The following is a 19,887-nucleotide window of genomic DNA, read 5'->3' on the forward strand; positions in this document are numbered from 1 at the left end:
CCATTTTTGAAGTTATTTTAAAATTGTTATTTCAAGGAGATGCATTGTGTCAGGTAGGCATCATGGGCTGTCTCGGCTCGACCAACTCAATAAAATCTGTCTGCAAGGTGGGGGGCCATCGAAGCCCTTTGCGCAAACCCTGGGTCGGCTCATGCCGCCCAATCCGGTGCAGATCAAGAACATCACCCATGCCGATGTGATCCATGCGCTGGATGACCTGTCGCAGACCATGCGGGCGACTGACAACGAGGATGGCCACGCCGACGCGGGGATGACCTTCCTGGGGCAGTTCGTCGATCATGACATCACGCTGGATGCGACCTCGGCACTTGGCACGCGGATCGACCCTGCGACCATCCCGAACGTGCGCACGCCGAGCTTGGATCTCGACTGTGTCTACGGCGCCGGTCCGGAGGCCTCGCCGCATCTCTACGGCGCCGGCGCGCAGGACCATATGCTGATGTTCGGTCGCCACGAGAACCCGCTGGATCTTGCGCGCACCTGCGCCGGCAAAGCGCTGATCGGCGATCCGCGCAACGATGAGAATGTGATCGTGGCCCAGGTGCAGGGCCTCTTCATCGAGCTGCACAACATCCTGATGAGCAAGCGGGTCGAAGACGGCGACGAGGCCAAGGACATCAAGGCCTGCGCCCACGACGGCATTGCCAAGCACGTCTGGCACGACCATGTGGCGCCGAAGCTTGCAAACTTCGAAGAGGTGCGCCGCTTTATCCGGCTGCATTACCAGTGGATCGTCTGGAACGAGCTGCTGCCGGCCTTTGTCGATCAGGCCTGCCTCGATCACGCGCTGCATCACCATCTCTTTGGCTGGGACGCGCCCGTGATGCCGGTTGAGTTTACCGGCGCCTGCTATCGCTTCGGCCACGCGACGACGCAGTTCGCCTACGCGATGCAGGAGTCCAAGACGGCGGTGGGCCTCTTCGACACCGTGGGCTTCGGCAAGCGCCCCCCGACGAACAATATGGACATGCACATGTTCTTCGGGATGACCGGAAAGGCCGCGGCTCAGAAGGCGCGTCCGGTCGGGCCGAAACTGGGCGAGCCTCTCTTCATGCTGCCTTTTGTAAACAGCACCATTGATCTGGCCGAGATCGAACACACGCTAACGGTGGACCAGTCGCGCAACCTCGCGCTGCGCAACATGGTGCGCGACCGCTATACCTATCAACTGGCCAGCGGCCAGCAGGCGGCGGCGCGCCTCGGCATCGACAAGCACGTGCATGTGCCCGATGCGCTGAAGGCCAAGGGCATCACCAAGACCCCCCTGTGGTTTTATGCGCTGCAAGAGGCGCAGGAGCACGGCGGCGGCAAGCTGACCGGTGTCGGCGGCACGATCGTGGCCGCAGTCTTTGCGAACCTGCTGAAGCGGGATTCCACCACCTACCTGCACATCCCGCACTTCAAGCCGTGGGGCGGTTTCGGCGGGCAGCCGAGCTGTATGGCCGGCATCGCGGCTTACGTCGAGAAGCATCGCGGCCACATCAAGGATCCCAAATCTCTGATGTGTGGCTGAGGCCACCGCCAGCCCGGCGCGCAGATGCGCGCCGGGCCGATCAGTGGCGGCGCCCCGCGGCACCCGTCCGGCGGTTTGCAATCGTGGTTAATGGCGTCTGAACCACCGAGCGGGAGATCAGCGCGCCCGTTAACTTTCTGAAGCAACGTACGGTTGTGTCACCATATCTTAAGACTTGGCGTCTCGCCCTGCCGAAGTGATGAAAATCGGTCCAGACACCGACGTAATACCGACGCTACACCGACGTAATACCGACGTTGCACCGACGCCGGATCTTGGTGGGTGCCAATGGCTGTAGGTGAACCTATTGTCGGGCCTTCGGGTCCGCCTGTCCGGCGAGGGCTATGCCGCCAACTCCACCCAGACCGGCACATGATCTGAGGGTTTGTCGCGCCCGCGAACATCCTTGTCGATCACGCAGTCCTGCAGCAGGTCGGCCGACTGCGGGCAGAGCAGCAGGTGATCGATCCGGATGCCGAGATTGCGATTCCAGGCGCCCGCCTGATAGTCCCAAAAGCTGTAGTGCCCGGCGCCTTGCGTGCGTGCGCGGAAGGCATCGGTCAGCCCAAGGTTGACGAGTTGCCGGAAGGCCGTACGGCTTTCGAGCCGGAAGAGCGCATCGTCCCGCCAGCTGTCCGGATTGGCCGCGTCTTCCGCCTGAGGGATGATATTATAGTCCCCCGCCATCAAAAACGGGGTTTCTTCGGCCAAAAGCGCCTCCGCACGGGCCTGTAATCGGGCCATCCACGCCAGCTTGTAGTCGTACTTGGGGCCCGGTGTCGGATTCCCATTGGGCAAATAGAGCCCGCAGATGCGAAGCGCGTGATGGTCCCCCACTACGGTGGCCTCGATGTAGCGCGCCTGATCATCCGCGTCGTCGCCGGGCAGACCCCGGGTGACATCCTCCAGCGGCAGCTTGGACAGAATCGCCACGCCGTTGAAGCTCTTTTGCCCATGCGTCTCGACGTTGTAGCCGCGCTCTTCGAAAAGCTCGGAGGGGAAGGCCTCATCCACCGACTTGATCTCCTGCAGCACCACAACATCGGGCTGCGCCTCGTCCAGCCACTCGGGCAGGGCCGCGATCCGCGCCTTGATTCCGTTGATGTTGAACGTCGCAATTTTCATCCGGTCCATCCCCCAGTCTGCGCCCAAGCTATCGCGCAGCGCCCGCCCCAGAGCAAGAGGCTATCCTGGGTAGATCACTCGTTAGAGGCGAGTGAGAGCAAGTGATTCTTGTTAAGAGTTAATCCAGATTGGCCCAAAACCGTTAATATCCCCAAAGTTATCCACTGTGGATAAAAAAAAATTAACCAATTTCTCCCCTGCAACTTTCAAGCATCTATCGCGCCCTAGAGGCAGACCCTGCTGTGGATAACCAAGTGTTAACACATTCTTAACGCGAAAAAATCTTGGAAACTCGCCTTAAACGAGCAAGCGTTGCGAGGCGAAAACTTCATTTGAAAGGGATATGCAATGAAGACCAACGCTTTACTGAAAACATCCACCATTGAAGAGACCTTTGACTGTGAAACAGACCTGCACTGCGGGAAGGGGACAGATCTGTTTACGACCAGCATGGGGCCGGCAGGATCCGACATGATGAGCGGAGAGGCAACCGGCCTGTTCACGACCTCAATGTGCCCGTCGGTCGATACGCTCTCGGGCGCGGAAACTGGCCAGTTCACCACCAGCATGGTGCAGGGCCGCGATGCGCTCTCCGGCGATGCCACCGGTCTTTTCACGACCTCCATGTAACTCTAGCCTTGGTCCGGGAGCCTTTGGGTGCCGGACCAGACGCCATGCGCGGCAACCCTGCAGGACAAAGGAAGAACCCCCATGTCTAACGTCGTCTCTCTGGGGTTGCCGCGCAGACCAACTCTGGCACAACGCCAAGCGCTTCTGATCGGAAACTTCGCCCGCAATCGTCGTCAGCCAGATGACGTTTTCTGGCTGAAGGAGAACGCCGAAGTACTGAATGTGCTGGCGTCGAGTGGCGCGATGCTGTCAGACAATGCGTTTGAACCGTATCGGCGGATCTACGATGGGTTGGAAGAACGGCTGCATTTTTTTCCGCAGTACTACCGCTTCTTGCTGTCGATATGCCTTGATCTCGAAGATCTGGGGATCGGCCAGAGCAGGGGCACGGCGCTGTGCAACTGGGTGGCGAAGAACGGTCTTGTCGAGGCCGAATTGTCGGATTTGCAACGGGCCGAAGCCCAACGGTTGCTCGGCCGCCGGGGTGCCGCGGTAGAGGACCCGCACCTCCAGACCCGGCTGCACAAATTCATCGACCGCTCGGAGACCTTCGCCCTACCAAACAAAAAGGCGGCCTATGAGCTGACTCATATCATCTTCTATCTGTCGGACTACGGCGTGAAAGATCCGGGCCTCAATGAGGCCACCATAGTGAGCCTCGAGTTCGCAGGGCTTCTGGCCTATCTCGATCAGGATGTTGATCTTCTCGCCGAAACCTGTGTCGCCATGCGTTTTGCCGGCAAACGCCCGAGCGCAATTTGGGAAGACTGGATTGCTGGCCAGATGCGCGGCTTCACGCTGAGCGACCGGGTGGCCGGCACCTCAGATGCCTATCACGAATATCTTGTTACCAGCTGGTGGGCGCTTTTTGCAGACCGCCCCAGTTTCCCGGGTGTGCCGTCACAATCAGGGCTGCACATCTTGCGTCACACCACCCGTCGCAGCCCGTTGCGGGCAATGTCGGAATGTATGTTTCACCTTGGCCCCGCGCGCAGCAGCGACTGGAGTGAGATGCGACAAGCGATGTCCGACGCCATAGGAGTGGATGGTGAGGATATCCTCAGTGAAGCCGAGCAATCCTCTGATCGGTTCGATGCCTTCTTCGAAGGATTCTCTCGCGCAGATGTATAAGTGAAAACAGTCCTGTAGGAGGCGATCTTCATCTACATGGAGAAAGACGTTCCACAGCCACAGGAGCTTGACGCATTGGGGTTGTCGATGATGAAGCGCGCCCCGATCAACTCTTCGCTGAAGTCGATGGTCGCGCCACCTAGAAACGGCAATGAGACCGCATCGACGACCACCTTCTGTCCGGCGCCCTCGAGGATCAGGTCATCGTCGCGGGGCTCATCCAGTACGATTTCATAGTGAAACCCCGAGCAGCCTCCGCCTTCGACCGCGACACGCAGGGCCTTGCCTTCGGTGGCCGCGCCGATCTCGGCGAGCCGGTCGAACGCGCGGGATGTGACTTTCGGCGGGAGTTGCATCAGCGGCCTCCGGGACACGGTTTCATTCAACTATGGACTGCAATATAGAAACTCCCAGGACAGGCGACAAGGACCAGCCATGATGGCGATTTACGCCTCTGATCCGGCACAGGCCAGGGGACGGCGGGTGCCGGAGGAGGAAAGCACCTTCCGGTCGTGTTTTCAGCGTGACCGGGACCGGATCATCCACGCCAGCGCCTTTCGCAGGCTCAAGCACAAGACGCAGGTCTTTATTGAACACGAAGGCGACTACTATCGCACCCGTCTGACCCACTCGATCGAGGTGGCGCAGGTGGCACGCACGATCTCTGGCGCGCTGGGATTGAACGCGGAACTGACCGAGGCGGTCGCCCTGGCGCATGATCTCGGCCACACGCCCTTTGGACATACGGGCGAGGACGCGCTTTCCGCCCTGATGGCGCCCTACGGTGGCTTCGATCACAACGCGCAAGCGATCCGTATCGTGACCCATCTGGAGCGCCACTATGCGGATTTCGACGGGCTGAATCTCACATGGGAGACGCTGGAGGGGCTGGCCAAGCACAACGGCCCGGTGACGGGAGAGATCCCTTGGGCCCTAAAGACTTGCAATGATCAGCTTGATCTGGAACTGCATACCTTTGCCAGTGCCGAGGCGCAGGTGGCGGCGATTTCGGATGACGTTGCCTACAATCACCACGATCTGCATGATGGGCTGCGGGCGGAACTGTTTTCGACCGACGAATTGGCCGAGCTGCCGATCCTGGACCGGTGCTTTGGCGCGGTCGACGACTTCTATCCCGGGCTGAACTACTATCGCCGGCGGCACGAGGCGCTCCGCCGGTTCTTTGGCATTCTGGTGGAAGATGTCATCGGCTTTGCCCAGACCCGGCTTGCTCAGATTCAGCCGCAATCGGTGGATGAAGTTCGCGCGGCGGGGCAGACGATCATCCGCTTCTCCGATCCGGTCTTTGCCGATCTGAAGGTGATCCGTGCGTTTCTGTTTGACCGAATGTATCGCGCGCCCAGCGTCGTGGAGATGCGGGCGCGGGTCACCCGTGTGGTGGAAGAGCTTTTTCCCTATTTCATGACACACACCGATCAGTTGCCAAAGCAATGGCGCAAGGACGTGGAGGAAGCGGGGAGCGAGGTGGCGCTTGCGCGGATTGTCTCGGACTATATCGCCGGGATGACCGACCGCTTCGCACTGCAGGAGCATGAGCGGCTGATCGGCGCCGCCTAGGTGTCCCCGCGGTTGACCCGCAGCCAATGCGTGATACACCGCGCCAGTATTTGCCGAAGGACGCTGTCATGAACCTCTTTGCCGATATCCGCGGGCTTGTTCTGGACTGTCTGCAGGCCATGGTGGCTGGCGGGCAGCTGCCCGATGGTCTGTCCCTTACCAATGTCACGGTTGAGCCCCCGCGCGATGCGGCCCACGGTGATATGGCGACCAATGCGGCCATGGTCCTCGCGAAGCCGGCGGGCCAGAAGCCGCGCGACATTGCCGAAGCGCTGGCCGAACGGCTGATCAACGATGACCGGATCATCAGCGCCGAGGTGGCGGGGCCCGGGTTTCTGAACCTGCGGCTGGCGCCCTCGGTCTGGCACGGCATCGTCGCGGGGGTTCTGGCAGAGGGGCCCGATTTCGGCCGGGCCACGCTGGGTCAGGGCAAGCGGATCAACGTGGAATACGTCTCCGCCAACCCCACCGGGCCACTGCACGTGGGCCACACGCGGGGTGCGGTTTTTGGGGATGCGCTGGCCTCGCTGCTGGAGTTCGCGGGTTATGATGTCACCCGCGAGTACTACATCAACGATGGTGGCGCGCAGGTGGATGTGCTCGCGCGGTCGGTCTACCTGCGGTATCTCGAAGCGCATGGTCAAGAGGTGGCCTTCCCCGATGGCACCTATCCGGGTGACTATCTGATCGCGGTGGGCGCGGCGCTGAAGGACAAGGTCGGCGATGCGTATGTCGACAAGGGCGAGCAATTCTGGCTGACCGAGGTGCGCGAGTTCGCGACGGATGCAATGATGGATCTCATTCGCGCCGATCTCAAAGCGCTCGGGGTCGAGATGGATGTCTTCTACTCGGAGAAATCGCTCTACGGGACCGGCCGGATCGAAGCAGCCATCGACGATCTGCGCAACAAGGGTCTGATCTACGAAGGTGTGTTGGAGCCCCCCAAGGGCAAGACGCCCGAGGACTGGGAGCCGCGCGAGCAGACGCTCTTCAAATCCACCGAGCATGGCGACGATGTGGATCGGCCCGTCAAGAAGTCGGACGGCTCCTGGACCTATTTCGCACCCGACATCGCCTATCATTATGACAAGGTGCAACGCGGCTTCGATGCGCTGATCGACGTCTTTGGTGCGGACCATGGCGGCTATGTCAAGCGCATGAAAGCGGCCGTCTCGGCGCTGAGCGAGGGCGCAATACCGCTTGACATCAAGCTTTGCCAGCTCGTGAAGCTCTTCAAAAACGGCGAGCCCTTCAAGATGTCCAAGCGGGCGGGGACCTTTGTGACCCTGCGCGACGTGGTGGATCAGGTGGGGCCGGATGTGACGCGGTTCGTGATGCTCACGCGCAAGAACGACGCGATGCTCGATTTCGACTTCGACAAGGTTATGGAGCAGAGCCGCGAGAACCCGGTGTTCTACGTGCAGTACGCCCATGCGCGTGTGGCCTCGGTACTGCGTAAGGCCACCGACGCCGGGGTCGCTGTTGATGATGCCGCGCTGCAGGCCGCCGATTTCGGCTTGCTGGATCACCAGGCGGAACTGGGGCTCGCGGCTAAGCTGGCGGAATGGCCAAGGCTCGTCGAGGCTGCGGCGCAGAGCAACGAGCCGCACCGGGTTGCCTTCTATCTCTATGAACTCGCGGGCACCTTCCACGCGCTCTGGAACAAGGGCAACGACGTGCCCTCCCTGCGCTTCGTGCAGGATGACCCAAAAGTCACAGCGGCGAAAATCGCCCTCGCGCGGGCCACCAGCGTTGTAATTGCAGCTGGTCTTGGTATTCTCGGCGTCACACCGGCGCAGGAAATGCGGTAACAAATCGCGACCTCCGCCAGGGCAGGCAAACGACTAAGAGACCGGCGGGGCATGCATCCTGTCGGCAGCGAGGCGATAATGGCGGATATCGAATTCTCCCATGGCATGGGGGCGTACGGGCGTGAGCCTGCGCCGGATCGGGCGGAGGACGCCGCACCTCACTCCTGGGTCATGATGACAAATGTCGCAGGCGCTGTGGTGTCTCTGGCGCTGATCGCGGGCATCGGTGTCTGGGGTTACAAGCTGATGGTGCGCGATGTCTCCGGCATCCCGGTGGTCCGCGCCGCCGAGGGCGAGATGCGGGTCCGGCCGGATGACCCCGGCGGGCAATTGGCGCGTCATCAGGGACTTGCTGTCAATGCGGTTGCTGCGGAAGGCTCTGCCGCAGGGCCGGTGGATCAGGTGACACTGGCGCCGCGCGACACCGAGTTGACTGAGGAAGACCAGCCCATCACGGCTGAGGTCGTCGAACCGGTGCGACAACCCGAACCCCTGGCCCCCGCCGCTGAGACACTGGCGCCAACGGAGACCATCGCCGGCGGTTCAAAGCGCATTCCGGCGCGGCAAGAGACGTCAGTGGCGGAAAACCTGCGAAGCGGCGCGATTGACGCTGTTGTGGCCGAACTCACAGCGGGCAGCACACCGATGGTTATATCGGACGCGGAGGAGACAGCGCTGTCCGCCGATCAAGACGTGGCGGCGACGGAGGCTCGCAGCCCTGCTGCGAGTTTCTCAGTCAAGCGCCCGCGGCTACGGCCCGGCGGCGGTGCCCGGTTGCAGCCCGCGGCCTTTGTCTCAAGCGCGCCTACGGCTGAAGTCGACGCGGCTGCCATTCCCTCCGGCACGCGTCTGGCACAGCTGGGCGCCTTCGACACGGCTGATGTCGCCCGCAGCGAGTGGGCCCGGTTGGAAAGCCGCTTTGGCGAGTATATGGCCGACAAATCCCGCGTGGTGCAGCGCGCGGACTCAGGCGGGCGTATTTTTTACCGCCTGCGGGCCATGGGGTTTATTGACCTTGCCGATGCAAGACGCTTCTGCTCGGCGTTCAAGGCAGAAGGCGTCGACTGTATCCCCGTGGCGGCAAAGTGAGCCGGTTTGGCGCAACCATCCTCGATGCGGATGGGCTGACGCTGGCCGCGGAAGAAGTTGCGTTTTTCAAGGATGCGAACCCCTTTGGCTTCATTCTCTTTGCCCGGAACATCGACACGCCTGATCAGGTGCGCCGCCTCTGTGATCAGATGCGGGACGCGGTCGAACGCGAGGCGCCGATCACCATCGACCAGGAGGGCGGGCGTGTACAGCGGCTGCGCGGTCCGACGTGGACGGAGTGGTCGCCGCCGCTCGACTTTGTGACTGCCGCAGGGGATCAGGCTGAGCAGGCGATGTATCTGCGCTACCGGCTCATTTCTGCGGAACTGCGCGATCTGGGGATCGACAGCAACTGCGCACCCATGGTGGATCTTGCGGGCCCTGCAACGCATGACTTCCTGCGCAACCGCTGCTACGGGGCGAGCCCGGATGCCGTGGCGCGTCTTGGACGCGCCACGGCATCCGGGCTCCTCGCAGGAGGCGTACTGCCGGTGCTCAAACACATACCGGGGCATGGTCGCGCCACGCTCGACAGCCATTTCGGCCTGCCACGGATCGACGCAGATGCGGCCACCCTGATGGCCGAGGATTTCGCCCCCTTCAAGACGCTGGCCGACCTGCCCATGGGGATGACGGCCCATCTCGTCTATGATGCCTTCGACACGCAGCCGGCAACGCTCTCACCGAAAATCATGAAGGTCATCCGCGACGACATCGGCTTCGACAACCTGATCATGACTGACGACGCCAGCATGAAGGCGCTGAGTGGCACCATCGAAGAGATCACCACCGGAGCGCTCGCCGCGGGTTGTGATGTGGTCCTGCACTGTAACGCGCCGCTGGATCAGCGCAAACGCGTGGCCGAGGCCGCTGGCGAGATGACTGACGCCGCACAGGCCCGCGCGGAGCGGGCGCTGAGCTTCCGCAAACCGCCCGACGATATTGACATTGACGCCGCGCGCGCGCAGCTTGAGGCGCTGGTACGCGGGGCGTGAGATTGTTGTGAGGCATGGCTGAGACACCCTTTGAGGAAGACACGATATCAGTGACGGAGCGGCTGGCCGCCGAAGCGCTGATCATCGATGTCGATGGCTTCGAAGGCCCGCTCGATTTGCTGCTCACTCTCAGCCGAACGCAAAAGGTCGATCTGCGGAAGATCTCGGTGCTGGCGCTGGCGCGGCAATATCTCGCCTTTGTCGACCGCGCCAAGGCGCTGCGGCTGGAACTGGCCGCCGACTATCTGGTCATGGCGGCCTGGCTGGCCTTCCTGAAGTCCCGTCTGCTGCTGCCACCTGACCCGACCGAAGAAGGACCTTCGGGCGAGGAACTGGCCGCGCATCTCGCCTTCCAGCTCGAACGCCTGCAGGCGATGCGCGATGCCGCCGCGCGGCTCATGGGGCGTGACCGACTGGGCCGTGATTTCTTCGCGCGTGGCCAGACCCACGAGGTCACCCGCACGCGCAAGATCGAATACACCGCCACGCTGCTCGACCTCATGCAGGGCTATGCCCGCATTCGCACCCGCGACGAGTTCCGTCCCTTCGTCATGGACCGGGATTCGGTGTTCACCATGGAACAAGCACTCGACCGGATGCGCGGGCTGATCGGCTTTGCGGGGGATTGGACGGATATCTCCAGCTACCTGCCGGAAGGCTGGGAAATGGACCCGGTGCGGCGCCGCTCGGCCACCGCGGCGACCTTTGCGGCCTCGCTTGAGCTTGTTAAGGAGGGCCATCTGGAAATCCGGCAGTCCGAGACATTCGCGCCGATCCAGCTGCGGAAAAAGGACACGCCCTCGTGAGTGACGATCAAGCGCCGGAACCCGAAGAGAGCCTCTTCGAGGCCCCCCCCATGGGCGAGCAGGAACGGATGGTCGAGGCGATCCTCTTTGCCACTGCCGAACCGATCTCGCTACGGGACCTGGCGGCGCGCATGCCCCACGGGTCCGACCCTGCCGAGGCGCTGGTGCATCTGCGCAAACGGTACGAGGGCCGGGGGGTAAACCTGTGCAAGATCGGGGATGCCTGGGCCATGCGGACAGCGACTGATCTGGGGTTCCTGATGCAGCGCGAAACGGTCGAGACCCGCAAGCTCAGCCGCGCCGCAATCGAAACGCTGGCGATCATCGCCTATCACCAGCCGGTCACGCGCGCCGAGATCGAGGAGATCCGCGGCGTATCGGTCAGCCGCGGCACCGTAGACCAGTTGCTAGAGATGGAATGGATCCGCTTTGGCCGTCGCAAGATGACGCCGGGACGGCCCGTGACCTTCGTGGTCACGCAAGGGTTCCTCGATCATTTCGGGTTGGAGAACGCGCGCGATCTGCCAGGCCTGAAAGAGCTGCGCGCAGCAGGCCTTCTTGAAAACCGCCCACCGCCCGGCGCGGGGCTGCCCGGTCCGGACGAGGAGCCGGAGGAAGAGAGCACCGAAGGACAAAGCGAGCTTTTCGAGGATTGAGAGCATCTCGTCCTGAAAAATGCCGCATTCCGCGCTATATTGCTGATCAAGCAACGCGCAAGAAGGTAAAGCAATGGACCGACTGATCAATATGATCCTGCGCCAGATCACTCGGCGGCTGGTCAACAAGGGCATAGATGCCGGTTTCAAGAAGGCGGCGTCGATGAACAAGAAGCGCGGCGAGACGTCCGAGCAATCGCTGCAGAGCAAGCAGCAGATCAAACAGGCCGCGAAAATGATGCGCCGGACGACCCGGATGTAGCCGGGACTACACCGCCCGGAAGTGTTTGGAGAGTTTCAGGCCTTGGCCCTGATAGTTCGAGGCGATGCCCGCGCCATAGAGCTGTGTCGGCACTTCGGCCATCCGCTCGTAGATCAGACGGCCCACAACCTGCCCATGCTCCAGCACGAAGGGCGCCTCGTGGCATCGCACCTCCAGCACCCCGCGTGACCCCGCACCGCCCGCCGCGTCATGGCCGAACCCCGGGTCGAAGAAGCCTGCGTAATGCACGCGGAACTCGCCGACCATGGCGAGAAATGGTGCCATCTCGGCGGCATACTCCGGGGGGATTGTGACAGCCTCACGGCTCACGAGGATGTAGAACGCCCCCGGATCCAGGATGATCTGCCCGGTGTCGCTGTGCACCTCTTCCCAGTAGGCGCGCGGGTCATAGTGATTGATGAGGTCGAGATCGATCACGCCGGTGTGCGGTTTCGCGCGATAGCCGACCAGCGTTGTGTCCGGCAGGCGCAGATCCACCGAAAAGCCCAAGCCGTCGTCGATCACGGGTTCGCCATCGACCAGCGGCGTCTCAGCGTGCAGGTCGCGCAGGGCGTCATCATCCAGAACCGCCTCGCCGTCACCAAAGCGGATCTGGTTGAGCCGCATTCCCGGGCGCACGAGCACGGAGAACGACCGCGGGCAGATCTCGGCATAGAGCGGCCCGCAATAGCCCGGTGCGATCCGGTCGAACTCAGTGCCGCCATCGGTGATGGTGCGGGTCAGCAGATCCAACCGCCCGGTCGAGCTCTTGGCATTCGCGACCGCCTGCACGCTGTCGGGCAGGGCGAGCGACTCCATCAGAGGCACGACGTAAACACAGCCTTTCTCGAGCACCGCTCCATTGGAGAGGTCCACCCGGTGCATCTCGAATTCTTTCAGGCGATCAAGCACACGCTCGCCCTGACCGGCGAGGAAAGACGCGCGCACCCGGTAAGCCGTTGTGCCCAAACGCAGATCGAGGCTGGCCGGTTGGATCTGAGCGGCGCTGATCTCGCGCGTCGCGGCGATCTGGCTGTCCGCGATCATCTGGCTGATCATTTGATTGGGCAGCACGCCGGTCATCAGATGGCTCCTTCAAACACAAAGGCCCGCGCCGGGGGCACGGGCATGTGTCATATGTCGGATGGTCGGGCTAGCAGGACTCGAACCTGCGACCTTCCGTCCCCCAGACGGACGCGCTACCAGGCTGCGCCATAGCCCGACATGAGGGGCTACATACCCGATCTGGAGGCCGAGGCAAGAGCGAATTGGCATCCGTCAGTCTTTGGAAGCGTCTTTGCTGGCGTTGGCCAGACTGGCCCGTAACCGGATCAATTGCGCCAGCAGAGGCTTGACTGCTTCGCGCTGATTCTCGTTCAGCGCCTTGGCCGACACGACGATGGACAGGGCCGCCGGCGCTGCGGGCATATCTTCCTCGACCGGCAGCGGGTCAATCTCGATCACCCTGGGCTTGGGATCTTCGGGAGACGCCACCGGTTCGAGAGCCGACAGATCCGCGGCGTCTTCAACCGTCCCGTCCTCCTGCGCCGCCTCCTCCGCCTCAGGGGCGTCGGTTGCCGCGGGTTCCGTGAATGGACGTCGGATGAAACTGGGCAGCGCGCTCTCCGCTGCAGGGACATCCTGTGCTTCATCGTCGTCCGAGGCCTCCATGGGCTCGGGCAATTGATCGCCGCTCTCGGCAGGCGACGGTTCGGGCTCCGGCGTTTCGTCTGTGCTCTCGGCCAGCGTCGGCTTAGGCTCCGGGCTTGGGTTTTCGATCTCCGATAGATCACCTGCGGGCTCTGGCTCCGCTGGGTCTTCCGCGGCATCTGGTGGTGCCAGATCTTCGGCGTCCGCCGTGGGGGCGTCTGCGGCGTCCAAGGCCGCGTCCTTTTCGAAGTCATCTGAGGGCGTCGACGGGGCGGCATCGGCAGGTGCTGCGGCGTCCGGCTCCGTTTCTGAGGGCTCCGAAGCCTCCGGCTCGGCGGCCCCGCTGCGCTCTGCCTCCACCGTTTCGGTGCCGACGTCCGGTTCCGCTGATTCATCATCCGTTGGGACATCAACGGGAGCAGATTGAGCGACCGGCTCCTCCGCCGTCACCTCGGGCGCGTCTGTCTCTTCCGATACGGCTGCGTCTGGTGTCGCGCTCTCCGGCATGTCGAGCGCCAACTGCGGTTCAGGTTCGTCGGAGATGGGCTCTCCGCTCTCGTCTTCAGGGGCGCTGTCATCTGGTGCCTCCGTCGGCTCTTCAGCGGGCGGCTCGGGAGCGGGGGCCTCCGGCGTCTGGTGGGCCGCAATGTCCTCCTCGGGCGGCACGGGCGCGGGCTTCTCCTCGGCCTCGGTCACATCGCTTTCAATCACTGCCATGGTGAGGTCGTCGAGTGGCTGCGACTGATCCGCCACATAGCTGACACCGTGCTCGCGCAGAAGCTTTTGCACGCCTTTGATGGTCAGCCCGTCCTCGTGCAGTAACTTCTTGATTCCCCCCAACAAAAGCATGTCGGCGGGCCGATAATACCGACGCCCGCCCGCCCGTTTGATCGGCTTCACCTGGCTGAACTTGCTTTCCCAGAAGCGCAGCACATGCGCCTGCACACCCAACCAGTCAGCGACCTCGGAGATCGTGCGGAAAGCGTCTGGGGATTTTGCCATCAGATCAGGACTTGTTCCCGTCGGCCACGCGGTCTTTCATGAGATGCGAGGGGCGGAATGTCAGCACCCGGCGCGGGTTGATCGGCACCTCTTCCCCGGTCTTCGGATTGCGTCCGATGCGGGCCGATTTGTCCCGGACCGAGAATGTGCCAAATGATGAGATCTTGACCTGCTCGCCGCGCACCAGCGCGTCCGAGAGATGCTCCAGCACCGATTCAACAAGCTGCGCGCTCTCGTTGCGGGACAGACCCACCTCCCGAAACACCGCCTCGCTTAAGTCCATGCGCGTCAATGTCTTTTCGGCCATCACCATCCCCCTTCAGATTTTTCTCAAGCATAGGGGACAGGGATTTTCAGAGTCAATATCAATGACTTGGCCGACAGCGTTTGAGCAGGAATTTCCGCGCTACCACCGCAGGACAACGGCGCCCCAGGCCAAACCACCGCCGATCGCTTCTGTCACGATCAGATCGCCGGGCTTGATCTGCCCCCGCGCGCGGCCCACGGAGAGCGCCAAAGGAATCGATGCCGCCGATGTATTGCCGTGGTCCTGCACCGTCACAATCACGTTCTCCATCGGCAGCCCGAGCTTCTTGGCAGTGCCTTGAATGATGCGGATGTTGGCCTGGTGCGGCACGATCCAGTCCACCTCCTCGGGCGCCACCCCCGCGCGCTCCATTGCCTTGGTCGCCGTGGAGGCGAGCTTTTCGACCGCGTGGCGGAAGACCTGGTTGCCCTGCATGCGCAGATACCCCGTGGTGCCGGTGGAGACCCCACCGTCCACATAGAGCAGGTCCTTGTGTCGTCCGTCGGAGTTCAGATCCGTCGACAGGATACCGCGGTCGTCGGGCGTACCAGCGCCTTCCTGCGCTTCGAGCACCAATGCGCCGGCACCGTCGCCAAACAGCACGCAGGTCGAGCGATCCGTCCAGTCCATGATGCGGCTGAAGGTCTCCGCGCCGATCACGAGCACGCGCCTGGCCTGACCTGAGACAATCAGCGCATTGGCGTTGCTCAACGCATAAATGAACCCCGCACAGACGGCTTGCACGTCAAAGGCAAAGCCACCTTCCATCCCCAGGTCTGCCTGCACCATGGTCGCGGCGGAGGGGAAGGTCAGATCGGCGGTCGAGGTGGCGAGCACGATGGCGTCTATGTCGGACGCGTCGAGCCCTGCGTCCTTCAATGCCGCGCGCGCTGCCGCCGTGGCCATGGCCGAGGTCGTCTCCCCTTCGGCTGCGAAATGGCGCCGCTCAATGCCGGAGCGCGCGCGAATCCACTCGTCATTTGTGTCGAGTGTCGCCTCGAATTCCGAATTCGGGACCACGCGTTCCGGCAGGTAATGGCCGACACCTTTGACAACCGCGCGCAGGGTCATGAGGCACTCTCCTCGGCGGGCAGGCCCGCGACACGCGCCGCGAGCTTGTCCGTGAATTTGATGTCGGCAAGCTGCGCTGCCAGTTTGATCGCCGCCGAGACCCCGGTGGCATCCGCGGACCCGTGTGATTTTACAACGGTGCCGTTCAGCCCGAGGAAGACGCCGCCGTTGACGCGTCGTGGGTCGATCTTCTTCTTCAGCCGCCGGAGCGACGTATAGGCGAGCACGGAGGCCAGACGGGAGAGGGGCGAGAACTTGAAGGCCTCGCGCAGCCGATCGCCGATCAGGCTGGCGGTGCCTTCGCCCGTCTTGATTGCGACGTTCCCGGTGAAGCCATCGGTCACGATGACATCGCAGATATCGCCCGAAATGTCGCCACCTTCGACGAAGCCCACAAACTCGAACCCGGCAAGATCGCGCTGATCGCGAATCAACTCGTAGGCTTCTTTCAGCTCAGTGCGGCCCTTGTGCTCCTCAGTGCCCACATTCAACAGCCCGACCCGTGGGCGCGGCAAGTCGAGACCATTGCGCGCATAAGACATGCCCATCAGTGCATAGCGCAGCAAGTCATCCGCATCGGCTTTCACGTCGGCTCCGACGTCGAGCATCACATTAAAGCCTTGCGGGTTCGACGACGGATAAAGCACGGCAATCGCGGGCCGGTTCACGCCCGGCAGCTTGCGCAGACGGATCATCGACAAGGCCATCAGCGCGCCGGTGTTGCCGCAGGACACCGCGACCGTGGCCGTGCCATCCCGCACCGCTTCGATCGCGGACCACATGGAGGTTTCCTTGCCGTTGCGTACAATCTGGCTGGGCTTGTCATCCATGGTGACGACGCCTGTCGCATCGCGGATTTCCACACGGCCCGACAACGCCCGCTTGCGTGCGACAAGGCCGGACAGCTCAGCTTCCGGCCCATGTAGAATAAACTGGATTTCGGGGTTCTTCCGGGCAGACACGTCGCAGCCCGCAATCACGGCAGCGGGGCCTTCATCCCCACCCATCGCATCTACGGAAATGGTGATGCGTCGTGCCTTTGCGGATGCCTGATCGGTCTGCGCCGTCATGGTGCGACTGCCCCCAAACCTTCTGCCCTTATTGTTTAGGGGACAGGTTTAGGCTGCGTCGTCTTCCAGATCAATCTCTTCTGTGAGCGCCACCACTTCCTTGTCGTCATAATGGCCACAGGCGGCACAGACATGATGCGGGCGCTTCAGCTCGCCACAGTTGGTGCATTCGTTCGGGTTTGCGGCAACCAGAGAATCATGCGCGCGACGGTTGTTGCGGCGCGATTTGGAGACTTTGTTCTGTTGAACAGCCATTGTCTTGGGCCTTTTGTCGTTCGGGGCCGGGCGCGCCGGAGTGCGCGGGGCCGGGTTTCTATTCCTGTCCCATCTGTCGGGTGTGACGTGCGTTTAGGCGCAAGCCCAGCACTTGTCCAACCCTATTTGGGTGAGCGGCGCAAAATACTGCGATTGCCGCGCGGTGCAAGCGGTTTTTTCACTGTGTTTGCACCGTATCGGCCAGCCGTTCGGCCATATGCGCCGTGATGAAATCTGCGAAGAGCTGCGGGTCCTCCCCAGCCCAACCGTGACCCAGCCCCGGCGCGACAGCCGACACACTGCCCGGGAAGCGGTTCCGGAACTCTGACAGGCCTTCGCGGATCAACGGATGTTCGCGCCCCCCTGCCACAAATGCGAGCCGCGTTTGCGGGATGGCAGGATCTGACGGGCAGGTGAAATCCACAACGTCATTGGTGGCCCTGCGAAACGCGGAGGCTCGCGTTTGACGGGCGGCTTTGACGAAGCCCTCCACATCCGCCCGCGCGCCCATCATCCGCGCTGTGCGCCTTGCAACGAACGGCATTGGCGCCAAGGGCGCCATGACCGCAGACATCAGTTTCATCAGGCCGCGCTTCGGCATCCCGCCGGGATGTATCCCGCTCAACAGCGCGGAGCGGCAAAGGTCAGGGTGGCGCAGGCAGAGGTGCAGGCCGACGTAGGAGCCAAGCGACAGGCCCACGAGATGGATGTCCTGACCATCGGCCTCGGCCGTGATCGCGGCTGCAACCTGATCGGCGCTGTCTTCCAAGGATCGCCACGGCACATTGCGGCTCTGGCCATGACCGGGCAGATCGACCAGCAGACTGCGACAGTCCGGCAGCGCCGCGGCCACATCGTGCCACATCCAGCTGCTGATCCCCACGGCGTGCAGAAAGGCGACAACCGGGGCACCCTCCGGGCCGCTGAGAGTGGCGTGGAGCATGAGCTTCAGTCTTTCGACGATTTTGTCATCTGCGCCTTTAGATCAGCAAGGCCTGCGAAGGGTTTCGCATCGTCATCGCGCATCGGGGTCACGCCCGGCTCGGCAAAGACCTGTTCGCCGAGATCCGCCTCCTCGCTGCGCGGATAGAGCGGCAACGCCAGCACCAGCGCTTCGGTCATCACCGCGTGCGGCTCGATCCAACGGCCCAGCGGTTCTGTGCTGTCGTCTTCGGGCATTTCAATCTCGGGCGCAGTGACATGGTCATAGTCCGCGAGGTAGTGGCGTTCCACCGGCGTTTCGATGCGCGTTGTGACCGGCTCCAGCGTGATGCCACAGGGCTGCACTACCGTGGCGCCGAGGTGGCCGGTCAGGGTCCAATCCGTGCCGTCGGCTGCAGCAACCTCGCCTGCGAAGGAGAGCTTGCGCAGCCCCAGCAGCTCCAATTCTGTCGCAAGGGTACGCAGGGCTTCGGCATCCGGCCGCAGCGCAAAGGCCGTGGGGCTGTTCTGGTTCAATTCCGCAACGCGCAAGGCGCCGGGCGAGGGGGAGGGCTGCTGGGCCATGTCGAACTTTCGTTTCTTGAACCATGGGCAGTGCATGGTGTAAGCGAGATAAAAGCCGCAGTGCATAAGAGCAAGAGGGCAGGTGGAATGGGTATCGGAGTTGCGGTGAGAAGGATGCTGCCGCGCGGATTGCGCAGAGCAGCGCTGATTGGGTCTTGTGCGGTCGTCATGGCCTGCAGCCCGATCTACAGAGATCACGGCTATATTCCGCCCCCTGAAGATCTGGAGCAGATCGTCGTGGGCATTGATACCCGCGACAGCGTTGAGGAAACGCTGGGCGCCGCTGCGTCTGGCTCCGTGCTTGGCGATGACGCGATGTATTTCGTCCGCAGCCGCATCCGCACCGTCGCCATGCTGAAACCCCAGGTGATTGATCGCCAGGTGCTGGCGATCAGCTTCAACGAGTCGGGTGTCGTCACAAACCTGGAAACATTCGGTCTGGAGCGCGGACAGGTGGTGCCGCTGACCCGGCGCGTGACCAGCTCCGGTGTGCGTGATACCACTTTCCTGCGGCAGCTCTTGGGCAATATCGGTCGCTTCACACCCGGAGGTGCGGACATCGACAACTAGCGGTGTCACGTGACCGTCAGAAAAGCCGTGATAGAAGTGGTGCGGAGATGAGGCGCGCGCGGGAGGTTGCGATGATCTCGATGCAGAAAGGTCGCTACACGGCGCGCACCGCGGGCTCGCCCGAGGATGTCAAAGCCGCTCAGAAACTCCGCGCCCGCTGCTTTGGCTTGCCGGTCAGCCATGATGCCGATGCCTTCGATGACCGCTGCACACATATCCTGGTCGAGGACGAGGCCACCAAGGTGCTGGTGTGCACCTTCCGGATGCAGGAACTGACCGGGGCCGAACTGTCTGCCAGCTATGCGGCGCAATACTATGAGCTTTCGGCGCTGGAATCCTTCGAGGGCCGGATGGTCGAGATGGGCCGGTTCTGCATTGACCCCGATCTGAGGGATCCTGACATCCTGCGCGTCGCCTGGGCCGCGATGACGGCCTATGTGGACGCGCATGACGTCGAGATGCTCTTTGGCTGCTCATCCTTCGCAGGGACGGAGACGAGAGAGTATCTCGACGCCTTTGCCATGCTCAAGGCGCGGCATCTCGCACCGACCCGCTGGCTGCCGCGGGTCAAGGCGCCCGATGTGTTCCGCTTTGCTGCGCGGCTGCGGCGCACGCCCGATCTGAAAAAGGCGATGGCCCACATGCCGCCGCTTCTGCGAACCTACCTGATGATGGGCGGCTGGGTCAGCGACCACGCCGTGGTGGATCGCCAGATGAACACCCTGCATGTCTTCACCGGCGTCGAGATCAATGCGATACCCGCTGCGCGAAAACGCCTGTTGCGCGCGCTGGCGTAAGATCAGGTCGGCACCGAGATTATCCGGCGCACCGCACGGGCA

General features: G+C 62.6%; 22 protein-coding genes and 1 tRNA gene. 12 read left to right on the forward strand and 11 right to left on the reverse strand.

Annotation, left to right across the window (positions count from 1 at the left end):
• Positions 1 to 151 precede the first annotated feature (151 nt).
• A complete protein-coding gene (locus Q1A71_RS01950; protein WP_299671143.1) occupies positions 152 to 1,534 on the forward strand; it encodes a peroxidase family protein in 1,383 nt (460 codons plus the stop codon).
• Positions 1,535 to 1,876: 342 nt separating this feature from the next.
• Here the strand turns inward: Q1A71_RS01950 and xth are convergent, their stop codons facing one another.
• Positions 1,877 to 2,659, reverse strand: coding sequence for an exodeoxyribonuclease III (xth, locus tag Q1A71_RS01955; protein WP_299671145.1), 783 nt, complete (start codon positions 2,657 to 2,659; stop codon positions 1,877 to 1,879).
• Between the two features lie 348 nt (positions 2,660 to 3,007).
• Here xth and Q1A71_RS01960 point away from each other — a divergent pair, with 348 nt between their 5' ends.
• The gene (locus tag Q1A71_RS01960) at positions 3,008 to 3,289 is read left to right on the forward strand and encodes a DUF6749 domain-containing protein (RefSeq protein ID WP_299671147.1); all 282 of its coding nucleotides are present in this window, start codon (positions 3,008 to 3,010) and stop codon (positions 3,287 to 3,289) included.
• An 81-nt stretch (positions 3,290 to 3,370) separates the two neighbouring features.
• Positions 3,371 to 4,420, forward strand: a complete 1,050-nt coding sequence (locus tag Q1A71_RS01965; RefSeq protein WP_299671149.1) for a hypothetical protein — start codon at positions 3,371 to 3,373, stop codon at positions 4,418 to 4,420.
• Positions 4,421 to 4,452: 32 nt separating this feature from the next.
• On the opposite strand, the gene Q1A71_RS01970 is transcribed toward Q1A71_RS01965, so the two are convergent.
• On the reverse strand, positions 4,453 to 4,776 hold the full coding sequence (locus Q1A71_RS01970) for an iron-sulfur cluster assembly accessory protein (RefSeq protein WP_299671150.1): 324 nt from the start codon (positions 4,774 to 4,776) through the stop codon (positions 4,453 to 4,455).
• A 79-nt stretch (positions 4,777 to 4,855) separates the two neighbouring features.
• On the opposite strand from Q1A71_RS01970, the gene Q1A71_RS01975 reads away from it, so the two are divergent.
• The 7 genes from Q1A71_RS01975 to Q1A71_RS02005 all read left to right on the forward strand — a co-directional run bounded on the left by Q1A71_RS01975 (position 4,856) and on the right by Q1A71_RS02005 (position 11,617).
• Positions 4,856 to 5,998: a deoxyguanosinetriphosphate triphosphohydrolase gene (locus tag Q1A71_RS01975; RefSeq protein WP_299671152.1), complete on the forward strand. Its 1,143-nt coding sequence runs from the start codon at positions 4,856 to 4,858 to the stop codon at positions 5,996 to 5,998.
• A 68-nt stretch (positions 5,999 to 6,066) separates the two neighbouring features.
• The gene (gene argS / locus Q1A71_RS01980; RefSeq protein WP_299671154.1) at positions 6,067 to 7,809 is read left to right on the forward strand and encodes an arginine--tRNA ligase; all 1,743 of its coding nucleotides are present in this window, start codon (positions 6,067 to 6,069) and stop codon (positions 7,807 to 7,809) included.
• Positions 7,810 to 7,887: 78 nt separating this feature from the next.
• Entirely contained in the window at positions 7,888 to 8,898 is a 1,011-nt protein-coding gene (locus Q1A71_RS01985) for an SPOR domain-containing protein (protein WP_299671156.1), read from the forward strand.
• Positions 8,895 to 9,893, forward strand: a complete 999-nt coding sequence (gene nagZ / locus Q1A71_RS01990; RefSeq protein WP_299671158.1) for a beta-N-acetylhexosaminidase — start codon at positions 8,895 to 8,897, stop codon at positions 9,891 to 9,893. Before Q1A71_RS01985 ends, nagZ begins: the two co-directional genes overlap by 4 nt.
• A gap of 14 nt (positions 9,894 to 9,907) precedes the next feature.
• On the forward strand, positions 9,908 to 10,699 hold the full coding sequence (locus tag Q1A71_RS01995) for a ScpA family protein (protein ID WP_299671161.1): 792 nt from the start codon (positions 9,908 to 9,910) through the stop codon (positions 10,697 to 10,699).
• Positions 10,700 to 10,749: 50 nt separating this feature from the next.
• Positions 10,750 to 11,355, forward strand: a complete 606-nt coding sequence (scpB, locus tag Q1A71_RS02000) for an SMC-Scp complex subunit ScpB (protein ID WP_299671947.1) — start codon at positions 10,750 to 10,752, stop codon at positions 11,353 to 11,355.
• A 73-nt stretch (positions 11,356 to 11,428) separates the two neighbouring features.
• Positions 11,429 to 11,617 carry a hypothetical protein gene (locus tag Q1A71_RS02005; protein WP_299671162.1) on the forward strand — a complete coding sequence of 63 codons (189 nt, stop codon included), beginning with the start codon at positions 11,429 to 11,431 and terminating at the stop codon, positions 11,615 to 11,617.
• 6 nt (positions 11,618 to 11,623) lie between these two features.
• Here Q1A71_RS02005 and Q1A71_RS02010 read toward each other — a convergent pair whose 3' ends face one another.
• The 9 genes from Q1A71_RS02010 to Q1A71_RS02050 form a co-directional block, all read right to left on the reverse strand.
• Positions 11,624 to 12,700, reverse strand: a complete 1,077-nt coding sequence (locus tag Q1A71_RS02010) for a 2'-deoxycytidine 5'-triphosphate deaminase (RefSeq protein WP_299671164.1) — start codon at positions 12,698 to 12,700, stop codon at positions 11,624 to 11,626.
• Between the two features lie 62 nt (positions 12,701 to 12,762).
• A tRNA-Pro gene (locus Q1A71_RS02015) sits at positions 12,763 to 12,839 on the reverse strand.
• 56 nt (positions 12,840 to 12,895) lie between these two features.
• On the reverse strand, positions 12,896 to 14,269 hold the full coding sequence (locus Q1A71_RS02020) for a MerR family transcriptional regulator (protein WP_299671166.1): 1,374 nt from the start codon (positions 14,267 to 14,269) through the stop codon (positions 12,896 to 12,898).
• Between the two features lie 4 nt (positions 14,270 to 14,273).
• Complete coding sequence (gene ihfA / locus Q1A71_RS02025) at positions 14,274 to 14,576, reverse strand: integration host factor subunit alpha (RefSeq protein ID WP_159979738.1); 303 nt, start codon at positions 14,574 to 14,576, stop codon at positions 14,274 to 14,276.
• A 99-nt stretch (positions 14,577 to 14,675) separates the two neighbouring features.
• Positions 14,676 to 15,647 (reverse strand): beta-ketoacyl-ACP synthase III, encoded by a 972-nt coding sequence (locus Q1A71_RS02030; RefSeq protein WP_299671170.1) that lies wholly within the window; start codon positions 15,645 to 15,647, stop codon positions 14,676 to 14,678.
• Positions 15,644 to 16,717, reverse strand: coding sequence for a phosphate acyltransferase PlsX (gene plsX, locus Q1A71_RS02035; RefSeq protein ID WP_299671173.1), 1,074 nt, complete (start codon positions 16,715 to 16,717; stop codon positions 15,644 to 15,646). The genes Q1A71_RS02030 and plsX overlap by 4 nt, the downstream gene beginning before the upstream one ends.
• A gap of 48 nt (positions 16,718 to 16,765) precedes the next feature.
• Entirely contained in the window at positions 16,766 to 16,972 is a 207-nt protein-coding gene (rpmF, locus tag Q1A71_RS02040; protein WP_195820411.1) for a 50S ribosomal protein L32, read from the reverse strand.
• Positions 16,973 to 17,150: 178 nt separating this feature from the next.
• Positions 17,151 to 17,915, reverse strand: coding sequence for an alpha/beta hydrolase (locus Q1A71_RS02045; protein ID WP_299671176.1), 765 nt, complete (start codon positions 17,913 to 17,915; stop codon positions 17,151 to 17,153).
• 5 nt (positions 17,916 to 17,920) lie between these two features.
• Entirely contained in the window at positions 17,921 to 18,478 is a 558-nt protein-coding gene (locus tag Q1A71_RS02050; RefSeq protein ID WP_299671179.1) for a DUF177 domain-containing protein, read from the reverse strand.
• 87 nt (positions 18,479 to 18,565) lie between these two features.
• Between Q1A71_RS02050 and bamE the strand changes: the two genes are divergently transcribed.
• A complete protein-coding gene (bamE, locus tag Q1A71_RS02055) occupies positions 18,566 to 19,048 on the forward strand; it encodes an outer membrane protein assembly factor BamE (protein ID WP_299671181.1) in 483 nt (160 codons plus the stop codon).
• Between the two features lie 71 nt (positions 19,049 to 19,119).
• The gene (locus Q1A71_RS02060) at positions 19,120 to 19,845 is read left to right on the forward strand and encodes a GNAT family N-acetyltransferase (protein WP_299671183.1); all 726 of its coding nucleotides are present in this window, start codon (positions 19,120 to 19,122) and stop codon (positions 19,843 to 19,845) included.
• Positions 19,846 to 19,887 lie beyond the last annotated feature (42 nt).

It is taken from the genome of uncultured Roseobacter sp. (assembly GCF_947493125.1).
Taxonomy (GTDB): Bacteria; Pseudomonadota; Alphaproteobacteria; order Rhodobacterales; family Rhodobacteraceae; genus Roseobacter.

Coding starts and splice junctions, on each gene's coding strand:
- Q1A71_RS01950 (WP_299671143.1), top strand. CDS start 152: ATGCCGCCCAATCCGGTGCAGATCAAGAACATCACCCATGCCGATGTG.
- xth (WP_299671145.1), bottom strand. CDS start 2,659: ATGAAAATTGCGACGTTCAACATCAACGGAATCAAGGCGCGGATCGCG.
- Q1A71_RS01960 (WP_299671147.1), top strand. CDS start 3,008: ATGAAGACCAACGCTTTACTGAAAACATCCACCATTGAAGAGACCTTT.
- Q1A71_RS01965 (WP_299671149.1), top strand. CDS start 3,371: ATGTCTAACGTCGTCTCTCTGGGGTTGCCGCGCAGACCAACTCTGGCA.
- Q1A71_RS01970 (WP_299671150.1), bottom strand. CDS start 4,776: ATGCAACTCCCGCCGAAAGTCACATCCCGCGCGTTCGACCGGCTCGCC.
- Q1A71_RS01975 (WP_299671152.1), top strand. CDS start 4,856: ATGATGGCGATTTACGCCTCTGATCCGGCACAGGCCAGGGGACGGCGG.
- argS (WP_299671154.1), top strand. CDS start 6,067: ATGAACCTCTTTGCCGATATCCGCGGGCTTGTTCTGGACTGTCTGCAG.
- Q1A71_RS01985 (WP_299671156.1), top strand. CDS start 7,888: ATGGCGGATATCGAATTCTCCCATGGCATGGGGGCGTACGGGCGTGAG.
- Q1A71_RS01995 (WP_299671161.1), top strand. CDS start 9,908: ATGGCTGAGACACCCTTTGAGGAAGACACGATATCAGTGACGGAGCGG.
- scpB (WP_299671947.1), top strand. CDS start 10,750: ATGGGCGAGCAGGAACGGATGGTCGAGGCGATCCTCTTTGCCACTGCC.
- Q1A71_RS02005 (WP_299671162.1), top strand. CDS start 11,429: ATGGACCGACTGATCAATATGATCCTGCGCCAGATCACTCGGCGGCTG.
- Q1A71_RS02010 (WP_299671164.1), bottom strand. CDS start 12,700: ATGACCGGCGTGCTGCCCAATCAAATGATCAGCCAGATGATCGCGGAC.
- Q1A71_RS02020 (WP_299671166.1), bottom strand. CDS start 14,269: ATGGCAAAATCCCCAGACGCTTTCCGCACGATCTCCGAGGTCGCTGAC.
- ihfA (WP_159979738.1), bottom strand. CDS start 14,576: ATGGCCGAAAAGACATTGACGCGCATGGACTTAAGCGAGGCGGTGTTT.
- Q1A71_RS02030 (WP_299671170.1), bottom strand. CDS start 15,647: ATGACCCTGCGCGCGGTTGTCAAAGGTGTCGGCCATTACCTGCCGGAA.
- plsX (WP_299671173.1), bottom strand. CDS start 16,717: ATGACGGCGCAGACCGATCAGGCATCCGCAAAGGCACGACGCATCACC.
- rpmF (WP_195820411.1), bottom strand. CDS start 16,972: ATGGCTGTTCAACAGAACAAAGTCTCCAAATCGCGCCGCAACAACCGT.
- Q1A71_RS02045 (WP_299671176.1), bottom strand. CDS start 17,915: ATGCTCCACGCCACTCTCAGCGGCCCGGAGGGTGCCCCGGTTGTCGCC.
- Q1A71_RS02050 (WP_299671179.1), bottom strand. CDS start 18,478: ATGGCCCAGCAGCCCTCCCCCTCGCCCGGCGCCTTGCGCGTTGCGGAA.
- bamE (WP_299671181.1), top strand. CDS start 18,566: ATGGGTATCGGAGTTGCGGTGAGAAGGATGCTGCCGCGCGGATTGCGC.
- Q1A71_RS02060 (WP_299671183.1), top strand. CDS start 19,120: ATGATCTCGATGCAGAAAGGTCGCTACACGGCGCGCACCGCGGGCTCG.